Annotated in this window: 21 protein-coding genes and 1 tRNA gene; 21 read left to right on the top strand and 1 reads right to left on the bottom strand. The window is 60.4% G+C overall.

The genetic code is table 11. The annotated features are described in order from the left end of the window. Window positions 1-29 precede the first annotated feature (29 nt). From KVT38_RS22050 to KVT38_RS22025, 6 genes are all read left to right on the top strand, one after another. Window positions 30-105 (top strand) — tRNA-Lys (locus KVT38_RS22050). Between the two features lie 147 nt (window positions 106-252). Then, window positions 253-1,383 carry an AraC family transcriptional regulator gene (locus KVT38_RS22045; protein ID WP_217595898.1) on the top strand — a complete coding sequence of 377 codons (1,131 nt, stop codon included), beginning with the start codon at window positions 253-255 and terminating at the stop codon, window positions 1,381-1,383. A 343-nt stretch (window positions 1,384-1,726) separates the two neighbouring features. Next, window positions 1,727-2,536, top strand: coding sequence for an ABC transporter substrate-binding protein (locus KVT38_RS35590; RefSeq protein WP_368859148.1), 810 nt, complete (start codon window positions 1,727-1,729; stop codon window positions 2,534-2,536). Between the two features lie 61 nt (window positions 2,537-2,597). Beyond that, on the top strand, window positions 2,598-3,551 hold the full coding sequence (locus tag KVT38_RS22035; RefSeq protein ID WP_217595897.1) for an MraY family glycosyltransferase: 954 nt from the start codon (window positions 2,598-2,600) through the stop codon (window positions 3,549-3,551). A gap of 76 nt (window positions 3,552-3,627) precedes the next feature. Then, complete coding sequence (locus KVT38_RS22030; RefSeq protein WP_217595896.1) at window positions 3,628-4,725, top strand: PucR family transcriptional regulator; 1,098 nt, start codon at window positions 3,628-3,630, stop codon at window positions 4,723-4,725. Window positions 4,726-4,815: 90 nt separating this feature from the next. After that, window positions 4,816-5,937: an ABC transporter ATP-binding protein gene (locus KVT38_RS22025; RefSeq protein WP_217595895.1), complete on the top strand. Its 1,122-nt coding sequence runs from the start codon at window positions 4,816-4,818 to the stop codon at window positions 5,935-5,937. A gap of 83 nt (window positions 5,938-6,020) precedes the next feature. Here KVT38_RS22025 and KVT38_RS22020 read toward each other — a convergent pair whose 3' ends face one another. Further along, a complete protein-coding gene (locus tag KVT38_RS22020) occupies window positions 6,021-6,797 on the bottom strand; it encodes an ABC transporter ATP-binding protein (RefSeq protein WP_217595894.1) in 777 nt (258 codons plus the stop codon). Window positions 6,798-6,999: 202 nt separating this feature from the next. Here KVT38_RS22020 and KVT38_RS22015 point away from each other — a divergent pair, with 202 nt between their 5' ends. The 15 genes from KVT38_RS22015 to hisA all read left to right on the top strand — a co-directional run bounded on the left by KVT38_RS22015 (window position 7,000) and on the right by hisA (window position 20,932). Then, complete coding sequence (locus tag KVT38_RS22015; RefSeq protein ID WP_217595893.1) at window positions 7,000-7,803, top strand: ABC transporter permease; 804 nt, start codon at window positions 7,000-7,002, stop codon at window positions 7,801-7,803. Between the two features lie 14 nt (window positions 7,804-7,817). Continuing rightward, the gene (locus tag KVT38_RS22010) at window positions 7,818-8,663 is read left to right on the top strand and encodes an ABC transporter permease (protein WP_217595892.1); all 846 of its coding nucleotides are present in this window, start codon (window positions 7,818-7,820) and stop codon (window positions 8,661-8,663) included. Window positions 8,664-8,698: 35 nt separating this feature from the next. Then, a complete protein-coding gene (locus tag KVT38_RS22005) occupies window positions 8,699-10,297 on the top strand; it encodes an FAD-dependent oxidoreductase (RefSeq protein ID WP_217595891.1) in 1,599 nt (532 codons plus the stop codon). After that, entirely contained in the window at window positions 10,294-10,626 is a 333-nt protein-coding gene (locus KVT38_RS22000) for a 4Fe-4S dicluster domain-containing protein (RefSeq protein WP_217595890.1), read from the top strand. Before KVT38_RS22005 ends, KVT38_RS22000 begins: the two co-directional genes overlap by 4 nt. Before the next feature lie 16 nt (window positions 10,627-10,642). Further along, entirely contained in the window at window positions 10,643-11,740 is a 1,098-nt protein-coding gene (locus KVT38_RS21995; protein ID WP_254639437.1) for an ABC transporter substrate-binding protein, read from the top strand. 170 nt (window positions 11,741-11,910) lie between these two features. Beyond that, window positions 11,911-12,843 carry an HPr(Ser) kinase/phosphatase gene (hprK, locus tag KVT38_RS21990; protein ID WP_217595889.1) on the top strand — a complete coding sequence of 311 codons (933 nt, stop codon included), beginning with the start codon at window positions 11,911-11,913 and terminating at the stop codon, window positions 12,841-12,843. 49 nt (window positions 12,844-12,892) lie between these two features. Continuing rightward, entirely contained in the window at window positions 12,893-14,002 is a 1,110-nt protein-coding gene (gene lgt, locus KVT38_RS21985; RefSeq protein WP_217595888.1) for a prolipoprotein diacylglyceryl transferase, read from the top strand. Further along, the gene (gene ppaX / locus KVT38_RS21980) at window positions 13,959-14,639 is read left to right on the top strand and encodes a pyrophosphatase PpaX (RefSeq protein ID WP_217595887.1); all 681 of its coding nucleotides are present in this window, start codon (window positions 13,959-13,961) and stop codon (window positions 14,637-14,639) included. Before lgt ends, ppaX begins: the two co-directional genes overlap by 44 nt. Window positions 14,640-14,642: 3 nt before the next feature. Next, a complete protein-coding gene (locus tag KVT38_RS21975; protein WP_217595886.1) occupies window positions 14,643-15,158 on the top strand; it encodes an acyltransferase in 516 nt (171 codons plus the stop codon). 251 nt (window positions 15,159-15,409) lie between these two features. Continuing rightward, complete coding sequence (locus KVT38_RS21970) at window positions 15,410-16,648, top strand: ATP phosphoribosyltransferase regulatory subunit (protein ID WP_217595885.1); 1,239 nt, start codon at window positions 15,410-15,412, stop codon at window positions 16,646-16,648. Continuing rightward, the gene (gene hisG / locus KVT38_RS21965; protein WP_217595884.1) at window positions 16,645-17,286 is read left to right on the top strand and encodes an ATP phosphoribosyltransferase; all 642 of its coding nucleotides are present in this window, start codon (window positions 16,645-16,647) and stop codon (window positions 17,284-17,286) included. The genes KVT38_RS21970 and hisG overlap by 4 nt, the downstream gene beginning before the upstream one ends. Before the next feature lie 60 nt (window positions 17,287-17,346). Continuing rightward, entirely contained in the window at window positions 17,347-18,636 is a 1,290-nt protein-coding gene (gene hisD, locus KVT38_RS21960; protein WP_217595883.1) for a histidinol dehydrogenase, read from the top strand. A gap of 1 nt (window position 18,637) precedes the next feature. Further along, a complete protein-coding gene (gene hisB / locus KVT38_RS21955; protein WP_217595882.1) occupies window positions 18,638-19,252 on the top strand; it encodes an imidazoleglycerol-phosphate dehydratase HisB in 615 nt (204 codons plus the stop codon). Window position 19,253: 1 nt separating this feature from the next. After that, window positions 19,254-19,871 carry an imidazole glycerol phosphate synthase subunit HisH gene (hisH, locus tag KVT38_RS21950; protein ID WP_217595881.1) on the top strand — a complete coding sequence of 206 codons (618 nt, stop codon included), beginning with the start codon at window positions 19,254-19,256 and terminating at the stop codon, window positions 19,869-19,871. 329 nt (window positions 19,872-20,200) lie between these two features. Next, a complete protein-coding gene (gene hisA / locus KVT38_RS21945; RefSeq protein ID WP_217595880.1) occupies window positions 20,201-20,932 on the top strand; it encodes a 1-(5-phosphoribosyl)-5-[(5-phosphoribosylamino)methylideneamino]imidazole-4-carboxamide isomerase in 732 nt (243 codons plus the stop codon). The last annotated feature ends 77 nt before the right edge of the window (window positions 20,933-21,009 follow it).

Genomic DNA, 21,009 nt, shown 5'->3' with positions numbered 1-21,009 from the left:
CGACACCATCAGCCTCCCCCAGTTTACCCGAGCCATTAGCACAGTTGGTAGAGCACCTGACTTTTAATCAGGGTGTCGAAGGTTCGAGCCCTTCATGGCTCACCATTTTTCAATCGAAGCAGACGTGATGACGTCTGTTTTTTTAATATGTTAAGCGACAGGTTCAAGGACCGTCAGGGCAGCTGATCCTGACGGTTTTGTTATGATCAGACTCGGATCTCGAAGCAACGATCTCGAAGGAGCCAACGGCCGATGATCGAAACGATGCAACAACGAATTGCGCGCTCGATTACATACATGGGAACGCACCTGCGCGAGCGGATGACGCGTGAAGAACTGGCGGCGATAGCGGAGATGAACCCCGAGCAGTATTCCAAATCGTTTAAAAAAATGACCGGACGAACGCCGACGGAATATTTGACGGACTTGCGAATAGCAAGGGCGCAAAAATTGCTTCAGGAAACGCCGCTCACCGTCAAAGAAGTCGCCTTGCGTACGGGGTTTGACGATCCCTTTTACTTCAGCAGGCGCTTCAAGCAAGCAACCGGTAGGTCTCCGTCTGAGCGTGCAAGAGAGGCTGGACCGAGAGTGGCGGCTTTGGAATACTACGGTCATTTGCGTGCGCTTGGCATAACGCCCGTAGCCATCGACGGGCGAGCGGAAGGATTGGCCGGGTACTTGGCGGATTGGCCTGCTTACGCGGAGGATGTGCGCTGGAACGGCGATGATGCGGATATCGGCCGGATAGCCGCTTGGCGGCCGGACTGGATCGTCACACACGAACGGCGGCATGCGGCGGCTCTGTCGGCGGTCGCGCGTGTCGTCGTCGTGCCGATCGACGAAGATCCGATCTACAGTCAGTTCCCCGCCTTGGGACAGGCGTTGGAGCTTGAATCGCGAGCGACATCGTGGATAGCGGGGTATGAGGGGCGTCTGGCGACGTTAAGAGCGGTCGCCAACGCGTATTTTGCCGAGCGTCCCGTACTCATCTTACGGATACGAGCGGATGTGCTGCAAGTATACGGTAATACCGTGATCGGCTACGCCTTTTACAAAACGCTTGATTTAAAGCCCCCGTACAAGCTGCAGCGACAATTTGACATTACCGACCGTTATCATTCAACTGTAATTGATCTTGAGGACTTATCCGCTTACGAGGCGGAGCATCTGTTTGTCGTCGTGCAGCACGACGAGGCGAGCCGGGAACGGTGGGCGTCGATCAGCCAATCCGCATTATGGCGCTCGCTGCCTGCAGTACGGCTAGGACATGTTCACGAGCTCGACGTTCATCGCTGGCTTGCAGCCGATCCGATCTCCATTCTACGTCAGTCCGAAGAAATTGCACGCTTCGCTGCGGAGCAAAAGGAATGGAAAGGGACATAATTGTCCATTCCATTTGGCATATACGTACATAGTCAAGCAGGGAGGAAATGCTTATACTTTAAATGATAATAATAATCAATATCAACGAGGGGATGTCATGCAGTTGATAAGGTCATTGCATTTGAACAAAATCAGCAAAGGACTTTGGTTTGTTTTGCTTCTCAGCCTCATCGTCGCCGGTTGTGGCAATGGGAACAATTCTGCTACAAGCAGTTCGGCGAGCGGCGAATCGCAGCCTACTCCATCGGCGTCGGTATCAGCGTCGGCCTCAGCATCGACCCCGGCGGAAGACGGCAATCGAGAAGCCGGAACGCGCCTTTTTACGGATGACTTGGGAAGAAAGGTGACGATTCCTGCGAATCCTCAGCGAGTGATCGCTTCCGAGTTTTCGGCCGAAGCGCTGACGGTAGGCGTGACGCCGGTCGGTATCGGCCCGAACGATCTTAAAAATGCTTTTACCGGTAAAGCACTGGAGGGCGTCCTTAACATAGGCGATCCGCCGGATGCCGAGAAAATGCTGGCGCTTCAGCCCGATCTGATCTTGATGTCGACATTTATCCCCCAGATTTACCCGGAAGCCGTTCAACAGCTTGAGAAGATTGCTCCTGTCGTCTATATTGCCTTCGAGGATCCGATTTATCATGGCTTGTTGACCGTCGCGGACGCGCTGAACAAACAGGACAAAGCCAAGGAATGGATCGCCGAATACGAAACAGACAGGGATGCAGCCAGAAAGCAGATCCGGGAGGCGCTCGGAGACGAGACGGTCACGATATTCCGTATTCAAAAGGGCAGACTGCGCATCTATCTGAGCACGAACTTCGGCGGCTATGCGCTGCGAAGCGCGCTTGACGCTCCTGCTCCGGACGCTGTGTCGGCAGAAATCGCCAAGTCGCCCCCGTGGACGAATGCAGTCGAGATCTCGTTGGAAAAGCTTCCGGAATACGCGGGCGATCACATCCTGCTGATCGTATCCGAAGCGGACGAGGATCAGGCGGAGTACAAGAGTATTGCGGACACACCCATCTGGAAAGGGCTGCCTGCGGTGCAGGAAGGAAACGTTCATCTGCTCGATACCTCGAAGTATTATAACTACGACAATATTACCGTGAGAGAAACGATGAAGGAAATGGCCAAGATGCTGTCGGAATAACGAATGACCGGGCGAAGATGGGGAGAAAGTAAACGGAACCACATCTTCCGGAGGCGCCGCCATGGCCTACTTTCTCATCCCCGCTCTGTCTTTTGCGCTTGTCATGCTTGCAGTGCCGATCGTGCGCGCGATCGCGCTTCGCATCGGCTTTGTAGACAGGCCGAACGGACGGAAAATTCATCGCCTGCCCGTTCCGCTGAGCGGGGGGCTGGCCATCTATATTGGCGTAATCGCTTCATGCGCCATCTTCATGCAGGAAAAGTCGCTGTTCTGGACCATTGCGGGAGGCGGCGCGCTGCTCGTGCTTATCGGATTGGCGGACGATGCGTTCAAGTCGTCGGGGCGGGATTTTCCGGTCTGGCCGCGGCTTGTCCTGTATACGCTCGTTGCCTATATTCCCTATGCCGGCGGGATTGTCATCCAAGGGATTTCCGCGCCGACCGCGGGCTCCATGATCCTGTTCAACGACGGATGGAGCCTGTTCTTCTCCATGCTCTGGGTGTTCGCGCTCATTAATATGATGAACTTCATCGACGGCGTCGACGGCCTGGCATCGGGCATCGGCGCCATTTCCTCGTTGACGCTGTTCGTCGCAGCGCTGCTCGGCGGACAAGGATCTACCGCCATCGCTTCGCTGTCCATTGCGGGAGCGTGCATCGCATTTTTGGCTTATAACTTCTATCCGGCAAGAATCTTCATGGGAGATGCCGGCGCGACCTTTCTCGGCTACACCCTGGCGGTCATTGCTATGGACGGTACTTTAAAGAGCGCTACCTTCCTCTCGCTGCTCGTGCCTTTGTTGGCGCTGGGCGTGCCCATTCTCGATACGGCCATCGTATTCGTTAGACGCATTTTAAAAGGAAAGGGGCTGCACCGCGCAGACAATTTGCACACGCACCACAGCTTGATGAAATGGGGACTGTCTCAAGTACAGACCGTCTCTTTTCTCTATTTGATCGCCGCGGTATTCGCGCTTCTGTCGGTCGTCCTGCTTCTGCTGCTCCGCTCCCGCTGAGCCTGCGCACTTGGCCGGGCAGCGAGCCGATGTGGTACAATGTGGCTAAACGCCAGGCAAACAAGGGGCTCGCAGGATGAACAATACGAGACTTCAACAGTTGCAGCAAATGATTAACGGTTCTGTCGAAATCGACGCCATGTCCAAATCGGAGTGGGTAAAGGCGGGAGGCGCCAAGCTCCCGGAGCCCGGGGATCACTTGGAGCTGGAGCAAGGGTTCATGCTCGTGACGAAGGCGGATAACCATCAGGTGCAGGTGCTGCACCTGCAAGCGGAGTTAACCTTGCTGGAAAAAGAACTGCTGATCTGGCTGGCCAAGCAAGGCTCGATGTCAAAGTCGGGCAGCGCCAGCGCATCGGAAATGGAGCGGCAAGCCCGCAAGCTTGGCGATTGGCTGCAGCAGTCGATCGACGCGGGCGAGTGGCGCGCGGAAATCTCGGAGCGGTTCGAGCTTCACCATCGGCTGTTCGACGGCATGATTCCGTTTTTGCTGATGAGCGAACAGGCGGAAAACCGCGAGCCCTCTTATATGGAATTGGAGAAGGTGCTCCGCTCCTATTTGTCGGACGACATGCTGCTCATCCCTCTAAGGGAGAGGGAGTGGCTGATTCTCGGTACGGACCGGCTGCTCGCGGAGGTCGAAACGAACGACGGCGACATGATCGAACGCGGCGAGACGAAGGAAGCGCTCGTCTCCTTGGCGACTGGCCTGCATCAGATGATTACCGAGGAGTGGGGCGGGGACTGCCATGTCGCGGTCGGTGAGCCGATCATTCCGACGGAGAGCCTGGTATACGCCGTCGCGACGCTGCGCGAGACCGTCAACCTGGGACGCAAATTCCACGTGGGCATGCATGTGCATATGCCATGGCTCGTTCACCTGGAGCGGCTGCTGAGCGGCATCCCCGAACCTGTACGTTCCAGATTTATGGACGAGATGTCCGGCCGCCAGGACTTGTTCACGGACCCGGAGACGGTATCGACGCTGGATGCCTTTTTTGCGATGGACTGCAATGTGAGCGAGACCGCGAAGCGCCTGTTCATCCACCGCAACACGCTCCTCTACAGGTTGGACAAGCTTAAGCAGGAAGCAGGCTTGGACGTCCGCTCCTTCAACGATGCCATATTGGTGCGTCTGCTGATGCTATTGTACAAAGTTACGAAAAGGAAATGAATTTTTTGTACGGATTGTGCATAGTCAGTCGTCACGGTCTAAGGTAAGATAAGAACGTACCTTAAACGAAGAGTTAGGGGGAACTTTCCAATGGCAGGCGTACGTTTGGAGCATGTATACAAAAAATATCCGGGTTCCGACAAGGCATCGGTAACCGACTTTAATCTCGACATTGCAGACAAAGAATTCCTCGTGCTGGTCGGCCCGTCCGGCTGCGGCAAATCGACGACGCTGCGTATGATCGCAGGCCTCGAAGAAATCTCCGAAGGCAAGCTGTACATCGGCGACCGCGTCGTGAACGACGTTGCACCGAAGGACCGCGATATCGCGATGGTATTCCAGTCCTACGCGCTGTACCCGCACATGAACGTATATCAGAACATGGCATTTGGTCTGAAGCTCCGCAAGTTCCGCAAGGACGAGATCGACCGTCGCGTTCGCGAAGCCGCTCGTACGCTTGAGATCGAGCACTTGCTCGACCGCAAGCCGAAGGCGCTCTCCGGCGGTCAGCGTCAACGTGTCGCCCTGGGCCGCGCCATCGTCCGCGAACCGCAAGTGTTCCTGATGGACGAACCGCTGTCGAACCTCGACGCCAAGCTGCGTACGCAGATGCGGGCGAACATCTCCAAGCTGATGAAGCGTCTTGAGACGACTTGCATCTACGTAACACACGACCAGACGGAAGCCATGACGATGGGCGACCGTATCGTAGTTATGAAGGACGGCTTTATTCAACAAGCCGCTACGCCGGATGAGCTTTATAACCACCCGGTCAACCTGTTCGTAGCAGGCTTCATCGGCGCTCCGGCGATGAACTTCATCACAGGCCAACTGTCCGAAGAAGGCGGCGCCGTTCGCATTAAGGCGACGGGCATCAACGTGGCTATCCCTGCCGGCAAAGCACAAGTGCTTCGCGACAAGGGCTACATCGGTCGCGAGATCATCATGGGCATTCGTCCTGAAGATCTGCACGAAGAGCCTGTATTCATCGAAGCGTCCCCGAACTCCGTCATCAGCGCGAGCATCGAAGTTTCCGAAAACCTCGGTCACGAAATGTTCCTGTACCTGAACGGACTGGGCAAGGACAACGTCATCGCGCGCGTCGACGGCCGTTCCCAACTGCAAGAAGGCCAAAACGTCAAGCTGGCGATCGATATGAACAAAATTCATATCTTCGACAAGGACACCGAGCTCAACATTCTTGAAGTTTAATTAGCGGCTATTATCGATAATAATCAAGAAGCCTGGCTTCCCAACCCATCAGGGTTAGGCCGCCAGGCTTCTTTTTTGCCGCTTCAGATCCCCGCGCCGTCCGCGAACTGGAATTCCTCGCCCGATTCGAATTGGCTAAGCACCTTCAGGCGGAGCGCCTGAAAATCGGGACTCGCCTTTTTGCGCGGATGGGCGAGCCCGACGGGGACGATCGCGCTGATCTCGCCGGGCCGCGGCTTCAAAATGACGACGCGATCGGCCAGAAAGATCGCTTCGTCGATGTCGTGGGTGACGAAGATCATCGTCGTCTTGTTGTTGCGCCAGACGTCGAGCAGCACCTCCTGCATATGCGCCCGCGTGAAGGCGTCCAAAGCGCCGAAGGGTTCGTCAAGCAGCAAGATGCGAGGCTGCCTGAGCAGGGCGCGAGCGATCGAGACCCGCTGGGCCATGCCGCCGGACAGTTCGCGCGGGTAGGCCTTCTCGAAGCCCTTGAGCCGCACAAGCTCGATCAAGTCGTCGACCTTCCGGCGGACCTCTCGATCGTTCAGGGACAAATCGGATGCGATGTTCTTCTCTACGGTTAGCCATGGGAACAGACGGTGCTCTTGAAAAATAAAGCCTTTATCGATGCCGGGTTTGACGATCGGCGCGCCATGCAGGCGGGCATGCCCGGCATACTGCGTATCGAGTCCCGCGTCAATTCGGAGCAAGGGGCTTTTGCCGCATCCGCTCGGGCCGATGATCGTAATAAACTCCCCTTCGTCTACATTCAGATCGACATTCCGGAGTGCCGTCACCGTCCCCTTGACCCCGACGAATTGCTTGCTAAGCTGCTTGATTTCCAGCGACAAATGCCCCACCGCATCCGCCTCCTTGTGCGAAGTAAGATATAAACCACAAAGTCGATAAGAATAATAAGATAACCGTAACACCCTAGCGTTTCCGGTGTCAATGTATGCATCGATAGATAATTCCTATTTTACAGCTAGGAATTGATGTGTTTATAATCTGGGCAACAAAGGAAAACCATTTTTCGGTTGAAGAGGCAGGGAGGGAGCGTTGATGAGCAGTCGTATAGCGGACCCGCAAGCGGCGGGAGCGCCCGGAAGACGAACGCAGATCGGTCTCGGTCTATTGCTGCCGGCGACCGTGATAGCCGTCTGGCAAGTGTTAGCCGAGTGGGGGTATCTGTCGGAGCTGATGTTTCCCGCGCCGACGGTCATAGCGGGTTCGTTCGCCGATTTGGCAGCTTCGGGAGACTTGTGGGCGAACTTCCGAATCAGCGCCGTTCGGGCTATATCCGGATTTTTGCTTGGCGGGGGACTCGGGTTGGCGTTCGGCATTCTCGTCGGTTTGTTCCGAAAATCGGAAAAGCTGCTGGATCCGACATTCCAGATGATCCGGATGATTCCAAGCCTCGCCGTCGTTCCGCTTTTTATTCTATGGTTCGGCATCGGGGAAGAGTCGAAGGTGCTGCTGATCGCCAAAGCCGCGTTTTTCCCGCTCTATATCAATACGTTCATCGGCATTCGGCATGTGGACAACAAGCTGTTCGAGGTGAGCCGCGTCCTTGGCTTCAGCCGGGTCAAACAAATCGTGCGGCTGGTTATCCCCGCTGCACTGCCTAACATTCTACTCGGCGTCAGGCTGTCGCTCGGGCTGGCTTGGCTGGGCCTCGTCGTCGCCGAGCTGATCGCTTCGACGTCGGGTATCGGCTACATGATATCGGACGCCCGCCAGTTCGCGGACACGCCGGTTGTGTTTGTCGGCATCCTCGTCTTCGCGGTCGCCGGGCTCGTATCGGATGCGGTCGTGCGGCTGCTGGAGCGCAGAGTCGCAGGCTGGAAAGACACCTTTAGGGGATAAAGGAGGCGAGAGAGATGGGCGAGAGAGTCGAGGCCTGGACGGCGCCGGCAGGCAGGACCAGGGAGATGCGGACGCGGAGCTCGTCGGGAAAAGTACGCGCCGCGCTGGCGGATGTCGCCGCCGGCTGGCTCTTGCCGGTCGCGGCGATCGCCGTCTGGCAGCTGGCCGGCAGCCTGGGGTGGATCTCGCCGGAGTTTCTGCCGACGCCGGCCGCGATCGCGGCGGCATTTGCAGACTTGGCGGCGAACGGCGGACTGCTCCAGCACCTGGGGGACAGCATTCGCCGGGCCGGCATCGGATTCGTATTCGGCGGCGGGTTGGGACTGGCGCTCGGCGTGTTGACGGGATTGTTCCGGCGGGCCGAGTACGTCATCGATCCGAGTGCGCAGGTACTGCGGCTCGTGCCGCATCTGGCGATCGCGCCGCTGATCATTTTGTGGTTCGGCTTCGGTGAAGTTTCCAAAGTGGTCATTATCGCCGCGGGTTCGTTTTTTCCGATGTATGTCAACGTCTTCCTGGGCATTCGGCAGGTGGACAACAAGCTGTTCGAGGTATCGCGTACGCTCGGCTTCAGTCGATCGAAAAGAGTCTCGCGGCTGATTCTGCCGTCCGCGACGCCGCAAATGCTGCTCGGCCTTCGCACCTCGCTCGCCGTCTCCTGGATCGGGCTGGTGGTGGCGGAGCTGATCGGCTCGACGTCGGGCATCGGGTTCCTGATCAACGAAGCGAAGCAGAACGGTCAACCGGCAGTCATTTTCGTCGGCATCCTGATCTTCGCGATCGTGGGCAAGCTGCTGGATTCGGCCGTCAAAGCGATCGAACGCCGGGCGCTGAAGTGGCAGGACGGCTACAAGGGCTAAAGCTAAACAACAAACAACCCCTGGGAGGAATAATAATGACGAACACGGCGGCAAGAGCTTCGGTGGAACGAATCACGGACGTACTGGTCATCGGCGGCGGACCCGCGGGAACGTGGGCGGCCATATCGGCGGCTTCGAAGGGCGCGAAGGTGACGCTGGTGGACAAGGGATACTGCGGCTCGAGCGGCGCCACCGCGCCGTCGGGCACGGGCGTCTGGTACGTTGAGCCGGACCGGGAGAAGCGCGAAGAAGCCAAAGCCAGCCGTTACGCGATGGGCGGCCAATTGGCGGAGCACCGCTGGATGGACCGCGTGCTCGACCGCACGTTCGAAAATATGAACAAGCTGGGCAATCTCGGCTATCCGTTTCCCGTCGACGAAAACGGCAATCCGTACAAGCGGGGGCTGCAAGGACCGGAATACATGCGGCTCATGAGAAAGCTGGTGCAGCGCGCGGGCGTCAAAATTTTGGATCACAGCCCGGTGCTCGAGCTGCTTGCCGACGAACACGGCGTCGGGGGCGCGGCCGGCGTGAACACGCAGACCGGCGAGACTTGGGAGATCCGGGCGGGCGCCGTGGTCATCGCCACCGGCGGGTGCGCCTTCCTGGGCCGCGCGCTCGGCTGCAACGTGCTCACGGGAGACGGCTATTTGTTCGCCGCGGAGGCTGGCGCGGATCTGTCGGGGATGGAGTTCTCGAACGCCTACGCGATCTGCCCGACGTTCTCCTCAGTCACGAAGACGGCGTACTACAGCTACGCCAGCTTCTACTACGAGGATGGGACGGTCGTCGAGGGCGCAGGCTCGAAAAAGGGCCGTTCGGTCATCGCGCGCAATCTGCTGCAGGGCAAGCAGGTGTATGCGAGGCTCGACCAGGCGCCGGAAGATTTGAAACCGCTGCTGCGCGTGGCGCAGACGAATTTTTTCTTGCCGTTCGACCGCAGGGGGATCGACCCGTTCAAGGATTTGTTCCCGGTCACGCTGCGGCTGGAGGGGACGGTCCGCGGCACGGGCGGCATCCGCGTCATCGACGACACATGCGCGACAAGCGCTCCCGGCCTTTACGCGGCAGGCGATGCCGCGACGCGCGAGCTGATCTGCGGCGGCTTCACGGGCAGCCATAACGCGGCTTGTGCGATGTCCTCGGGCTCGTTCGCCGGCGAAGGCGCGGCAGCCTATGCGCTTAAGCTTGGCGAGGCCGCGGGCTCGCGCGAGCTGAGAGGACTCTCCTCACAATCGCTGCGAGATCGCCAGGAAGCGGGCGCGGCGGCGCGTACGGACGAATACGTGCGCGCCGTGCAGGACGAAGTGAAGCCGTACGACCGCAATTTGTTCCGCACGGAGAAGGGGCTGGGCGACTCGCTCGTCAGGCTCGACGATCTGTGGCGGCGCCAGCGCGAAGCGGGCGTCGGCCGGACGGCCGAAGGCGTGAAGGCGCGCGAGACCGCCGCGATGACGGCGACGGCCCGGTGGATGTACCATTCGGCGCTGGCCCGTACGGAGACGCGCGGCATGCACAAGCGCGAAGACTTCCCGACCGGAGACGCCGGCCAGCATCACCGCCTCATCAGCGGGGGCCTCGACCAAGTGTGGGTCAAGAAAGAAGAAGTGGCGAAGGAGCGTGTGTCGGTATGATCGAGATTGTCAGCCAATCCCGCTGCGTATCGTGCAATCAATGCGTCTCCGTCTGCCCGACGAACGTGTTCGTCCGCGGCGAGGACGGCATCCCTGTCATCGCGCGGCAGGACGACTGCCAGACCTGCTTCATGTGCGAGTTGTATTGCCCGGTCGACGCGCTGTATGTATCGCCCGATTCGGAGGGCGTGATGGGCGTCGCCGAGGAGGAGCTCGAACGCCAGGGGCTGCTTGGCGGATACCGGGAGAAAGTGGGCTGGGGCAAGGGGCGCGTCCCGGTCGCCAAGCATCAATTCATGTACCAGTTGTCCAGGAGAGCGGGATTCTAGGGAGGAGCTATCGGAGATGAAACCGAGACAGAGATGGATTAAGGGGGGCGGCCGCAGGCGTTGGACGCTCGCGCTGCTGGCGACGGTTTCGGCGCTCATGCTGGCGCTGCAGGGCTGCGGGAACAAGAGCGAGGCGGAAGGCGCTTCTTCGGCGGCAGCGTCACCATCGCCAACGGCAGCGTCTGCATCGCCGGAGGCGGCTTCGGCTGCCAGCGCGGAGCCGGAGCGGCATGTGCCGGAGGTCGTCAATTACGGCTACATCGGCCTGAACGATCAGAACCAGACGACGGGCGCGGAAGGCTGGGGCTTTTACAAAGGCATCATCCAAGAGGAATTAAAGAAATACGGTGTTAAAGAAGTGAAGCTCGCGGGCTTCCCGAACGGTCCGGACCAGACGGAATCCCTTATCAGCGGGCGCCTGGACTTCGGCAGCCTCGGCGACACGCCGGCGATCATCGCGCGGGCGGGGGGCGCGAAGACGCGCCTCATTGCGCAGCCGGGCACCCGAACGATCGGCTACCTCATCGCCAAGAAGAACGGTCCCCAGACGCTGCAGGATCTGAAGGGCAAGACGATCGCGATCCAGAAAGGCTCCTTCATGCACCGCTACGTCGTGGGGCTGCTCAAGGATGCGGGCGTCACCGATTATAAACTGGTGCACATGCTGATTCCCGACGCACAGGCGGCGCTTGCGAACGGCAGCGTGGACGCGATGACCAATACGGGCGTCAACGCGCTGACGTCGCTTGCGAACGGTTATCCGCAGCTGGACGTTTCGTCCGATCATCCCGAGCTTCTCGGCACGAGCGCGACGGTCGTCTCGGAGGCCTTCCTCGAGAAGTTCCCGGATTTCCCGAAAGTATGGAACGCCGCGCGCGAGAAGGCGCTGGCCGACTTGAAGCAGCATCCGGACGAATATTACGAATTTATCGCGGGCATTCAGAAGACGACGGTCGAGAACGTCAAGAAGCTGAGCCCGATTGAAGACATCAAGGAGACGGCGTTCACAGACGAAGGTCTCGCGCTGCTCGAGGGGACGAAAAACTTCCTGGTCGAGGAAAAGATCGCAAAAAAGGACTTCGCCATCGGCGATTGGGTACTGAAGGCCGAATAGACCAGACCGGGCCAGCCTCTCTTCGAGAGCGCTGGCTTTTGCATGCCCGGGCTTGCCGTTATGCGCATTCCGGGTCTCGGACTGCCCGCTAAGACGCGGTTTACATTGATTTCCGAGCCTTTTTTCGATACGATGATGAAGATGAACAGAGCGTTGAAGGGAGCTGTACGATGGCTAAAAAAGTAAAGGTATCCGAGCTCGTGCAGCAATTTCAACTCGAGGTCGTCGCCGGCTCGGAAGGCATGCGGCGAACGATCGTGACGGACGACTTGAACCGGCCCGGCTTGGAGATGGCCGGTTATTACGATTATTACCCGGCGGAGCGGACGCAGATTCTGGGCAAGACGGAGCTGGCTTTTCTCGAGAAGCTGACCGCCGACGAACGGCTGGAGCGCATGCGGCAGATTTGTGCCGAGGAGACGCCGTGCATCATCATCACGCGCGGTCTCGATGCGCCCGACGAGCTGATCCAGGTGGCCGAGGAGCGCCACTTCCCGGTGCTTCGTTCGACGACCGCGACGACGACACTGCTTAGCCGAATCACCAACTTCCTGGAAAAGAAGCTGGCGCCCACGACGACGATTCACGGCGTGCTCGTGGACGTCTACGGCATGGGGATGCTCATCACCGGCGGCAGCGGCATCGGCAAGAGCGAGACGGCGCTCGAACTGGTCAAGCGGGGGCATCGTCTCGTCGCCGATGACGCCGTGGAGATCCGGCAGACGGCGGACAACTACCTGTACGGAAGCGCGCCGGAGCTGATCCAGCACCTGCTGGAGATTCGGGGGCTCGGTATTTTGAACGTCATGACGCTGTTCGGAGCGGGCGCCGTGCGGAACTCCAAGCAGATCGGGCTGGTCATCAAGCTCGAGAACTGGCAGCAGGACAAGCAATACGACCGGCTCGGACTGGACGAGGAGACGACGCGGATCATCGACACGGACGTGCCGCTCGTGACCGTTCCCGTTCGCCCGGGCCGCAACCTGGCGGTCATTCTGGAGGTGGCGGCCATGAACTTCCGCCTGAAGCGGATGGGCTACAACGCCGCCCTGCAGTTCACCAACAAGCTCACCGAAGCGATCGCCGACGAAGACAACGAATAAACCGCGCCAGCGGCCTCTCGGTCGATCGCGTTAGAGACGGAGGATACTCATGTTGCTGCCCATGCGGCTCGAATCGATTGCTTTTCACCTCGGCCCGATTCCCGTGCACTGGTACGGGCTTATACTAGGTACGGGCGCCCTCGTCGGCTTGCTCCTCGCCATCTGGGAAGGCAAGCGCTTCGGCCTGTCGGCCGACTTCTTCCTCGACCTGATGCTGTACGGCGTGCCTTCGGCCATCGTCGGCGCCAGGTTGTACTACGTCCTGTTTAAATGGGACTACTACAGCAAGCATCCGGGCGAGATCGTGCAGATCTGGAACGGAGGCATTGCGATTTACGGTGCGTTGATCGGCGCCTTCGTGTGTGGATTTTTCTACTTCCGCAGCAAGGGCTATACGTTCATGCGCCTCGTCGATATTTGCGCCCCGTCGCTGCTGGCGGGACAGATGATCGGACGCTGGGGCAACTTCGTCAATCAAGAGGCCTACGGCGGAGAAGTCACGGGTACATATTTGAGCAACCAACTTCACCTGCCGGCCTTTATCGTCAGGCAGATGTATGTCGTCGACCCGGCGACGGGGGCGGCCGCTTACCACCATCCGACCTTTTTGTACGAGTCGCTGTGGAGCCTGATCGGCCTCGTTATTTTGTTCATTTTGCGCCGCCAGAAGTTCGTACGCGTAGGAGAGATCCTGTTCTCTTACTTGATCTGGTATTCGATCGGCCGCTTCTTTATCGAGGCGCTGCGCACGGATAGCCTTGCTTTCAAGGGACCGGACTGGCTCGCCTCGCTGATCAACGGTCTGTGGACGCCGATGCATTGGATTTTCGGGGAGCAGGGGTACCTCGATCCCTCGTACGGCAACGTTCGCAGCTCGCAGCTGCTTGCCTTGCTTCTCGTCATCGCGAGCATCGTGGCCATTATCGTGCGCCGGGCGATGAATCCCGACAGAACGCGATATTTGGATCCGCTCGTGAGAAGCAAGACGTTCGAAGAAAATGCGGCCGGTGCAGCCATCGTCGAAGCGCCTGCCGCTGCCGTCCGTCCGGTCGAAGAGACCGTGCCGGACGCGGCTCGGGCCCCGGCCGATACGGAAGAAGAGAGGAAGCCTGCAGATGAGTCACCATCGGACAGAGGGCAAGACCGGGACCGCGATTGAAGCGGTCCTGTTCGATCTCGACGGCACGATCGTCGATACGAACGAACTGATCATCCAGTCTTTTTTATATTGCCTGCAAGGGATCGTCCCGCCCGAATTCGGACGTGAGCACATCATCCCGATCATGGGACAGACGCTGCTCTCGCAGCTGCAGCAGTTTTCCGGGCGCGAACAGGTCGACGATCTGATCGCAGGCTATCGAGAGTACAACTTCAAGCATCACGACGATATGGTGTCGCTGTTCCCGGGCGTGCTTGAGGTCGTGCCGCAGCTGAAGCAAGGCGGTCTCAAGCTGGGCATCGTCACGACGAAGATGCGGCTGACGACGGAGCGGGCGCTCAAGCTGCTGGGGCTGTACGAATATATGGATACGATCGTGACGCTGGACGATGTCGAGCATGCCAAGCCGCATCCGGAGCCGGTGCAAAAGGCGTTGCGCGCGCTCGGCGTCGCGCCGGATCGGGCGATCATGGTCGGCGACAGCACGGTCGACATCGGTTCGGCGCTGGCAGCCGGCGCGTTCGCCGTTGGCGTTTCCTGGTCGCTGAAGGGAGAGGCGCCGCTGCGGGAGGCGGGCGCGCACCGCATCATTCACGATATGCGCGAGCTGCTGCGGCTTAGCGGGTTGGAGGGATAAGCCTTGCGGAAAGTCGAGCGGTACCCGGTCGAAGGCCCCAACGCGTTATGGCAGGTGTACCGTACGGTATCCAGGCTGAAGGCGGTCCGCAACTTCGTCTTTATCCAGATCGCTCGCTACTGCCCGGAGCTCTCGGTGAAAAATTGGATCTACCGGCGCGTGCTGGGCATGAAGGTGGGCAAGGAGACATCGTTTGCGCTGATGGTTATGGTGGACGTCTTCTTTCCCGAGCGGATCACGATCGGAGACAACTGCATCGTCGGCTACAACTCTACGCTGCTGACGCACGAATACCTGATTAAAGAGTATCGGCTCGGCGATATCGTCATCGGCTCGCATGTGATGATCGGCGCCAACGTGACGATCCTGCCCGGCGTAACGATCGGCGATCATGCCGTCATCGCGGCCGGATCGGTCGTGCATCGGGACGTGCCGGCTCACGCCAGAGTCGGCGGCAATCCGCTGCGCGAACTCGGAAGCGGCGGCGCTTCCGAAGGCAGTGGGGAGAGGCTGTCCTGAGGCAGAGGCAGGAGGCGTCTGGATCGGCATGAACCGGGGCTGGCATCGGGCCGGCCGGCGGTTCTTTTTTTTCTGTCGACGGAAGATGCCAGAGTAAGTCCTTCAGCTTGACGCTGGCGGGCGTTCGTGATAAAGTGATCAGTAATCTTTACTTTGGCAGTATGGTAACATGGTATCGCTTTAACGCAGTAAAGCATTACTGGAAGTATTATTGGCGGCTTTGACCGCCTCAATATAGCGAGGTGTTTTCCGTGTCCAAACCCAAAGGCTTCGAAAAGCCGATCGGCGTGAAGGACTATCTGCCTCATGCGGTCGCAAAGCTGCGACGTATCGAGCATGAGGTGTTGACGTGCATGAGAGGCTGGGGCTACGAGCAAATTCTGACGCCTACGATCGAATATTACGATACGGTAGGGGTAGCGAGCGCTACGTCGGATCAGAAGCTGTTTAAGCTGCTCAATCAGCGGGGGACGACGATCGTGCTCCGCTCCGATGTCACGGCGCCGATCGCGCGCGTCGCCTCGTCGCTGCTCAAGGACCATCCGTTTCCCCTACGGCTCAGCTATCATGCGAACGTCTTTCGCGCCTTCGAAGAAGAAGCGGGACGCGAAGCGGAGTTTTTCCAGACCGGCGTCGAATTGATCGGCGATCCGTCTCCGGAGGCCGATGCGGAGGTGATCGCACTGGCTATCGCTTCGCTGAAGGCGGCGGGCGTGCCTTCGTTCAAGATCGCGGTCGGCCACGTCGGCTTCCTGAACGGCCTGTTCGGCGATACGCTGCCGGGACGCGCGGAAGCGCAGGAGCGGCTGAAGGAGTGCCTGCTGCAGCGCGATTATGTCGGTTACCGGACGGTGCTTGGCGAGCTGCGGCTCGAGGAATCGGTGCATCGCGAGCTGGAGGGCTTGCTGCGGCTGCGCGGCGGTCAGGAGATTTGTGAGCGGGCGTTGGAGCTTCGCGTGAGCGAAGGCGCGCGCGAGGCGATCCGCCATCTGTGCGAGATGTGGGACGTGCTGGGCGCCTACGGCGTTCAGGATCATGTGCTGATCGACCTGACGATGATCGGAGATATTTCCTATTATACGGGCATGACGTTCGAGGGCTATGCGTCGCAGCTCGGATTCCCGGTGTGCAGCGGCGGACGGTACGACAACCTGCTCGCGCAGTTCGGCAGGCCCGCGCCCGCTACGGGCTTCGCGCTCAAGACGACGCGCATGCTCGAGGTCGCCGAAGTCGGCCAGGAAGAGCCTACGCGCGCGCTGATCCGCTACACGCCGGGACGCAGACGTGAAGCGCTGGAGAAGGCGGCGGGCTTGCGGGCGGAGGGGCTCGCGGTCGTGACCGAAGGCATCGCGCAGATCGGCGACGGGCTGAACGCAGGAGCGGGTGACGCTCTCGCTTCGCCGGAAGCGAAGGCGGGAAGCTACGAATATAAAGGTGCCATTTACGATCAGGTGTTCACGTTCGACGAGAAGGGAGGGGATCCGCGATGACGGACGGCGGCGCGGTATTGAAGGTCGCGATGCCCAAAGGGCGCATCTACAAGCAGGCGAGCAAGCTGTTCCGGCAGGCGGGGCTCCCGATCCCCGAGGACTTCGACGACTCCCGCCGGCTCATCATTCCGGTGCCGGAAGCCAATATGGAGTTTATTATGGCCAAGCCGGTCGATGTGCCGACCTACGTTGAATACGGCGTCGCGGACATCGGCATCGTCGGCAAGGACGTGCTGATGGAGGAGAACAAAGACGTCTACGAGCTGCTCGATCTGGGCATCGCCAGATGCCGGATGTCGGTCATCGGGCTGCCGGACTGGGAGCCGGTCATCCATCCGCGCGTGGCGACGAAGTATCCGCGGGTGGCGTCCCAGTATTTCCGCGAACGCGGCCAGCAGGTGGAGGTCATCAAGCTGAACGGCTCGATCGAGCTGGCGCCGCTCATCGGCCTGGCCGACCGGATCGTGGATATGGTCGAAACGGGCAAAACGCTCGAGGAGAACGGACTGGTCGAGATGGAGACGCTGTTCCAGGTGACGAGCCGGCTGATCGCGAACCGCGTCAGCTACCGGATGCAGAACGCGGCCATCCAGTCGCTGTGCGACAGGCTGTCAGATACGTTGGCGGCGAAGGCTTAAGCCTCGAGTTCGACTGGCGAACAGGCAAGGATGAATTCATTAAGGGCAGGAGGAGTCGGCATGTACAAAGGACCAGCGAGCGGCTTCAAGCTGGAGCGGGAGAGCGATTACGGCTCGCCGGAGCAAAACGCGGCGGTCGCAGAGATCGTATCGGCGGTCCGTTCCGAGGGCGATGCCGCGCTGCTGCGGTACACCGAGGCATTCGACCGCGTGCGGCTGGACGCGTCGCAATTGCGCGTGACGGAGGCGGAGATCCAGTCCGCGTACGAGCGCGTGGAGCCTGAATTTCTGGACGCGCTGCGCCGCGCGGCGGCGAACGTGACGGCCTTCCATGAAAAGCAGAAGCGCCAATCGTGGATCGACGTACAGCCGGACGGCACGATGCTGGGCATGTCGCTGCGCCCGCTCGCCCGCGTCGGCTTGTACGTGCCCGGAGGCAAGGCGGCGTACCCGTCGTCGGTGCTCATGAACGTGCTGCCCGCCAAGGTCGCGGGCGTGCCGCAGATCGCGATGGTGACGCCGCCGGCGACCGGCGGCCGCGAAGGCATCGACCCGTACATTCTCGTGGCGGCCGCCGAGGCGGGCGTCACGGAGATGTACCGGGTCGGCGGCGCCCAAGCCGTAGCCGCGCTGGCGTACGGTACGGAGAGCATCCCGGCTGTGGACAAGATCTGCGGCCCGGGGAACATCTATGTGGCGCTGGCGAAGCGCGCCGTGTTCGGCGCCGTCGACATCGACAGCATCGCCGGGCCGAGCGAGATCGTCGTGCTGGCGGACGAGAGCGCGGATGCGCGCTTCGTCGCCGCCGACCTGCTGTCGCAGGCGGAGCACGACGAGATGGCGTCGGCCATGCTCGTGACGCCGTCCGAGCGGCTCGCGCGCGAGGTCGAGGCGGAGCTCGCGCGGCAGGTGGCGACGCTGCCGCGGCGCGAGATCGCCGAGAAGTCGCTTGAGCAGTACGGCGCGATCCTGACGGTCGCCGATCTCGCGGAGGGGATCGACGTCGTGAACAAGTTGGCGCCGGAGCACCTGGAGATCATGACCGAGGACCCGCTCGAGCTGCTCGGGCGGATCGAGAACGCGGGCGCGATTTTCCTCGGCCCGTTCAGCTCGGAGCCGGTCGGCGATTATTTCGCGGGACCGAACCATATTTTGCCGACGAACGGCACGGCCAGGTTCTCCTCGCCGCTGAACGTGGACGACTTCGTCAAGAAGTCGAGCCTGATCCGGTACAGCCGGGAGGCGCTGCGCCGGGATGCAGCGGGCATCGCGACGCTTGCGCGGCACGAAGGCTTGGAAGCACATGCGAGAGCGGTAGAAATTCGCTTCAAGGAAGGCGGAGATCAATAAGATGGCACAGGACAACAACATCTCGGCCGGGGTTAGAAGCTCCGAAGTCGCGCGCAAGACGAACGAAACGGATATCAAACTGGCTTTTGCCGTTGACGGCACGGGCGACGTGAACTTAGAGACGGACGTTCCTTTTCTCAACCATATGCTCGATCTGTTCGCCAAGCACGGCCAGTTTGACCTGAAGGTGGAGGCGCGCGGGGACGTCGACATCGACGATCATCACACGGTGGAAGACATCGGCATCTGCCTCGGGCAGACGCTGCGGGAAGCGCTCGGCGACAAAGCCGGCATCAAGCGCTACGCCAGCGTGTTCGTGCCGATGGACGAGGCGCTCGCGCAGGTCGTCGTCGACGTGAGCAACCGTCCGCACTTCGAGTATCGCGCGGAGTATCCGTCGCAGACGGTGGGCAGCTTCAGCACGGAGCTCGTGCACGAGTTTCTGTGGAAGCTGGCGCTCGAGTCGCGGATCACGCTGCATGTCATCGTCCACTACGGCAAAAATACGCACCATATGATCGAGGCGGTGTTCAAGGCGGTGGGACGCGCGCTGGACGAAGCGACGCAGATCGACCCGCGCGTGAAGGGCGTGCCGTCGACGAAGGGAGTGCTGTAGGATGATCGCGATCGTCGACTACGGCATGGGCAACCTGCATAGCGTGAGCAAGGCGGTCGAGCGGCTCGGGCGAGAGGCGCGGGTCACATCTTCTCGCGAGGAGATTCTCGCGGCGGACGGCGTCATTCTGCCGGGCGTTGGCGCTTTCGGCGACGCGATGCGCAATCTGCGGGAGACCGGGCTGGACGCGGTCGTCCGCGAGTCGGCGGCCGCGGGACAGCCGCTGCTGGGCATCTGCCTGGGCATGCAGCTGCTGTTCGCGGAGAGCGAGGAGCACGGAACGCACGAAGGGCTGGGCTTGCTGCCGGGCCGGGTCGTGCGGTTTCGGGGCGACTACAAGGTCCCGCATATGGGCTGGAACGAGCTGAGCTTCGAGCAGCCGTCGCATCCGCTGTTCGAGGGGCTGGCGCCGGGACATGTGTACTTCGTGCACTCGTACCATGCGCTGCCCGAGCGGCGCGAGGACCTGCTGGCGACGGCCGATTACCATCAGCCGGTGACGGCGATCGTCGGGCGGGACAACGTGAGCGGCATGCAGTTTCACCCGGAGAAAAGCGGCGAACTGGGCGTGGCGCTGCTGCGGAGGTTCGTGGAGTTGGCCGAAGGCGGGACAGCTTAGGTAGGTGCGGGTGCTAGTGCTGGTGCGGAGGCTGTAAGGGCAAAAAGTTACTCTACAGCATCTTAGGGTGCTCGACATGGCGTAGTAAGAGTGGAATGTTACTTTACAACGGCGCTCGAATTGACGTTGTAAGGGCAAAAAGTTACTTTACAGTACCTGAGGGTGTTCGTGATGGTGCAGTAAGGGCAAAAAGTTACTCTACAGTATCCGCGGACGCTCGAAATGGCGCTGTAAGGGCGAAAAGTTACTCTACCGCATCCGGGCAGCGCACTTGCGAGGCCTGCGAGTGTGAGGAACTGAGGAACGTCAACAAGTTGGAGGTCATCCCTTTGTCCAATTTTATTATCTACCCGGCCATTGACATCCGCGGCGGCAAAGCCGTCCGTCTGGTTCAGGGCGACTATAACCGCGAGACGGTGTACAACGACGATCCGGTGTCCGCGGCCAGGGATTGGGAAGCGCAGGGCGGCGAGTGGGTGCATCTCGTCGATCTGGACGGCGCCAAGGCAGGCCATCCGGTCAATGACGAGCTGATCGGTCGGATCGCGCGTGCCGTGCAGGTGCCCGTACAGGTGGGCGGCGGCCTTCGGACCGAGGCGGACGTGGAGCGGCTGCTGTCGCTTGGCGTGTCCCGCGTCATTCTGGGCACGGCGGCGATCGAAGACCGCGCCTTCGTCTCGAAGGTGCTGGCCAAGCACGGCGGCAAAGTGGCGATCGGTATCGACGCCCGGGACGGCTTCGTGGCAACGCGAGGCTGGCTCGAGACGTCGCAGGTGCGCGCGGAGGATCTGGCGAAGGAACTGGCGGCCGAGGGCGCGGAGACGTTCATTTTCACGGATATCTCCCGCGACGGCATGATGGGCGGACCGAACGTCGAGGCAATCGTGCGCCTGGCGCAAGTATCGGGCCGTACGGTCATCGCGTCGGGCGGCGTCAGCAAGCCGGAGGATCTGGCGAACCTGTCGAAGCACGCGGCGGACGGCGTCGGCGGCGCGATCGTCGGCAAAGCGCTCTATACCGGCAGCATCTCGCTGTCCGAGGCGGTCGCGGCTTACAAGTAATAGTTGGGAGATGTGCGATCGTATCGCACAACGGCAGCGAATCGCGGCATAGGGAATGCTGCCTCAGCAATCCAAGC

It is taken from the genome of Cohnella sp. GbtcB17, from assembly GCF_019091135.1.
Lineage (GTDB): Bacteria > Bacillota > Bacilli > Paenibacillales > Paenibacillaceae > Cohnella.
Note: the sequence above shows the minus strand (reverse complement) of the source record. Positions and strands in the feature narration are given on the sequence as shown.

Excerpts from the sequence above, each read along its gene's own strand:
- KVT38_RS22045 (WP_217595898.1), top strand. The coding sequence starts at position 253 with ATGATCGAAACGATGCAACAACGAATTGCGCGCTCGATTACATACATG.
- KVT38_RS22035 (WP_217595897.1), top strand. The coding sequence starts at position 2,598 with ATGGCCTACTTTCTCATCCCCGCTCTGTCTTTTGCGCTTGTCATGCTT.
- KVT38_RS22030 (WP_217595896.1), top strand. The coding sequence starts at position 3,628 with ATGAACAATACGAGACTTCAACAGTTGCAGCAAATGATTAACGGTTCT.
- KVT38_RS22025 (WP_217595895.1), top strand. The coding sequence starts at position 4,816 with ATGGCAGGCGTACGTTTGGAGCATGTATACAAAAAATATCCGGGTTCC.
- KVT38_RS22015 (WP_217595893.1), top strand. The coding sequence starts at position 7,000 with ATGAGCAGTCGTATAGCGGACCCGCAAGCGGCGGGAGCGCCCGGAAGA.
- KVT38_RS22010 (WP_217595892.1), top strand. The coding sequence starts at position 7,818 with ATGGGCGAGAGAGTCGAGGCCTGGACGGCGCCGGCAGGCAGGACCAGG.
- KVT38_RS22005 (WP_217595891.1), top strand. The coding sequence starts at position 8,699 with ATGACGAACACGGCGGCAAGAGCTTCGGTGGAACGAATCACGGACGTA.
- KVT38_RS22000 (WP_217595890.1), top strand. The coding sequence starts at position 10,294 with ATGATCGAGATTGTCAGCCAATCCCGCTGCGTATCGTGCAATCAATGC.
- KVT38_RS21995 (WP_254639437.1), top strand. The coding sequence starts at position 10,643 with ATGAAACCGAGACAGAGATGGATTAAGGGGGGCGGCCGCAGGCGTTGG.
- hprK (WP_217595889.1), top strand. The coding sequence starts at position 11,911 with ATGGCTAAAAAAGTAAAGGTATCCGAGCTCGTGCAGCAATTTCAACTC.
- lgt (WP_217595888.1), top strand. The coding sequence starts at position 12,893 with ATGTTGCTGCCCATGCGGCTCGAATCGATTGCTTTTCACCTCGGCCCG.
- ppaX (WP_217595887.1), top strand. The coding sequence starts at position 13,959 with ATGAGTCACCATCGGACAGAGGGCAAGACCGGGACCGCGATTGAAGCG.
- hisG (WP_217595884.1), top strand. The coding sequence starts at position 16,645 with ATGACGGACGGCGGCGCGGTATTGAAGGTCGCGATGCCCAAAGGGCGC.
- hisD (WP_217595883.1), top strand. The coding sequence starts at position 17,347 with ATGTACAAAGGACCAGCGAGCGGCTTCAAGCTGGAGCGGGAGAGCGAT.
- hisB (WP_217595882.1), top strand. The coding sequence starts at position 18,638 with ATGGCACAGGACAACAACATCTCGGCCGGGGTTAGAAGCTCCGAAGTC.
- hisH (WP_217595881.1), top strand. The coding sequence starts at position 19,254 with ATGATCGCGATCGTCGACTACGGCATGGGCAACCTGCATAGCGTGAGC.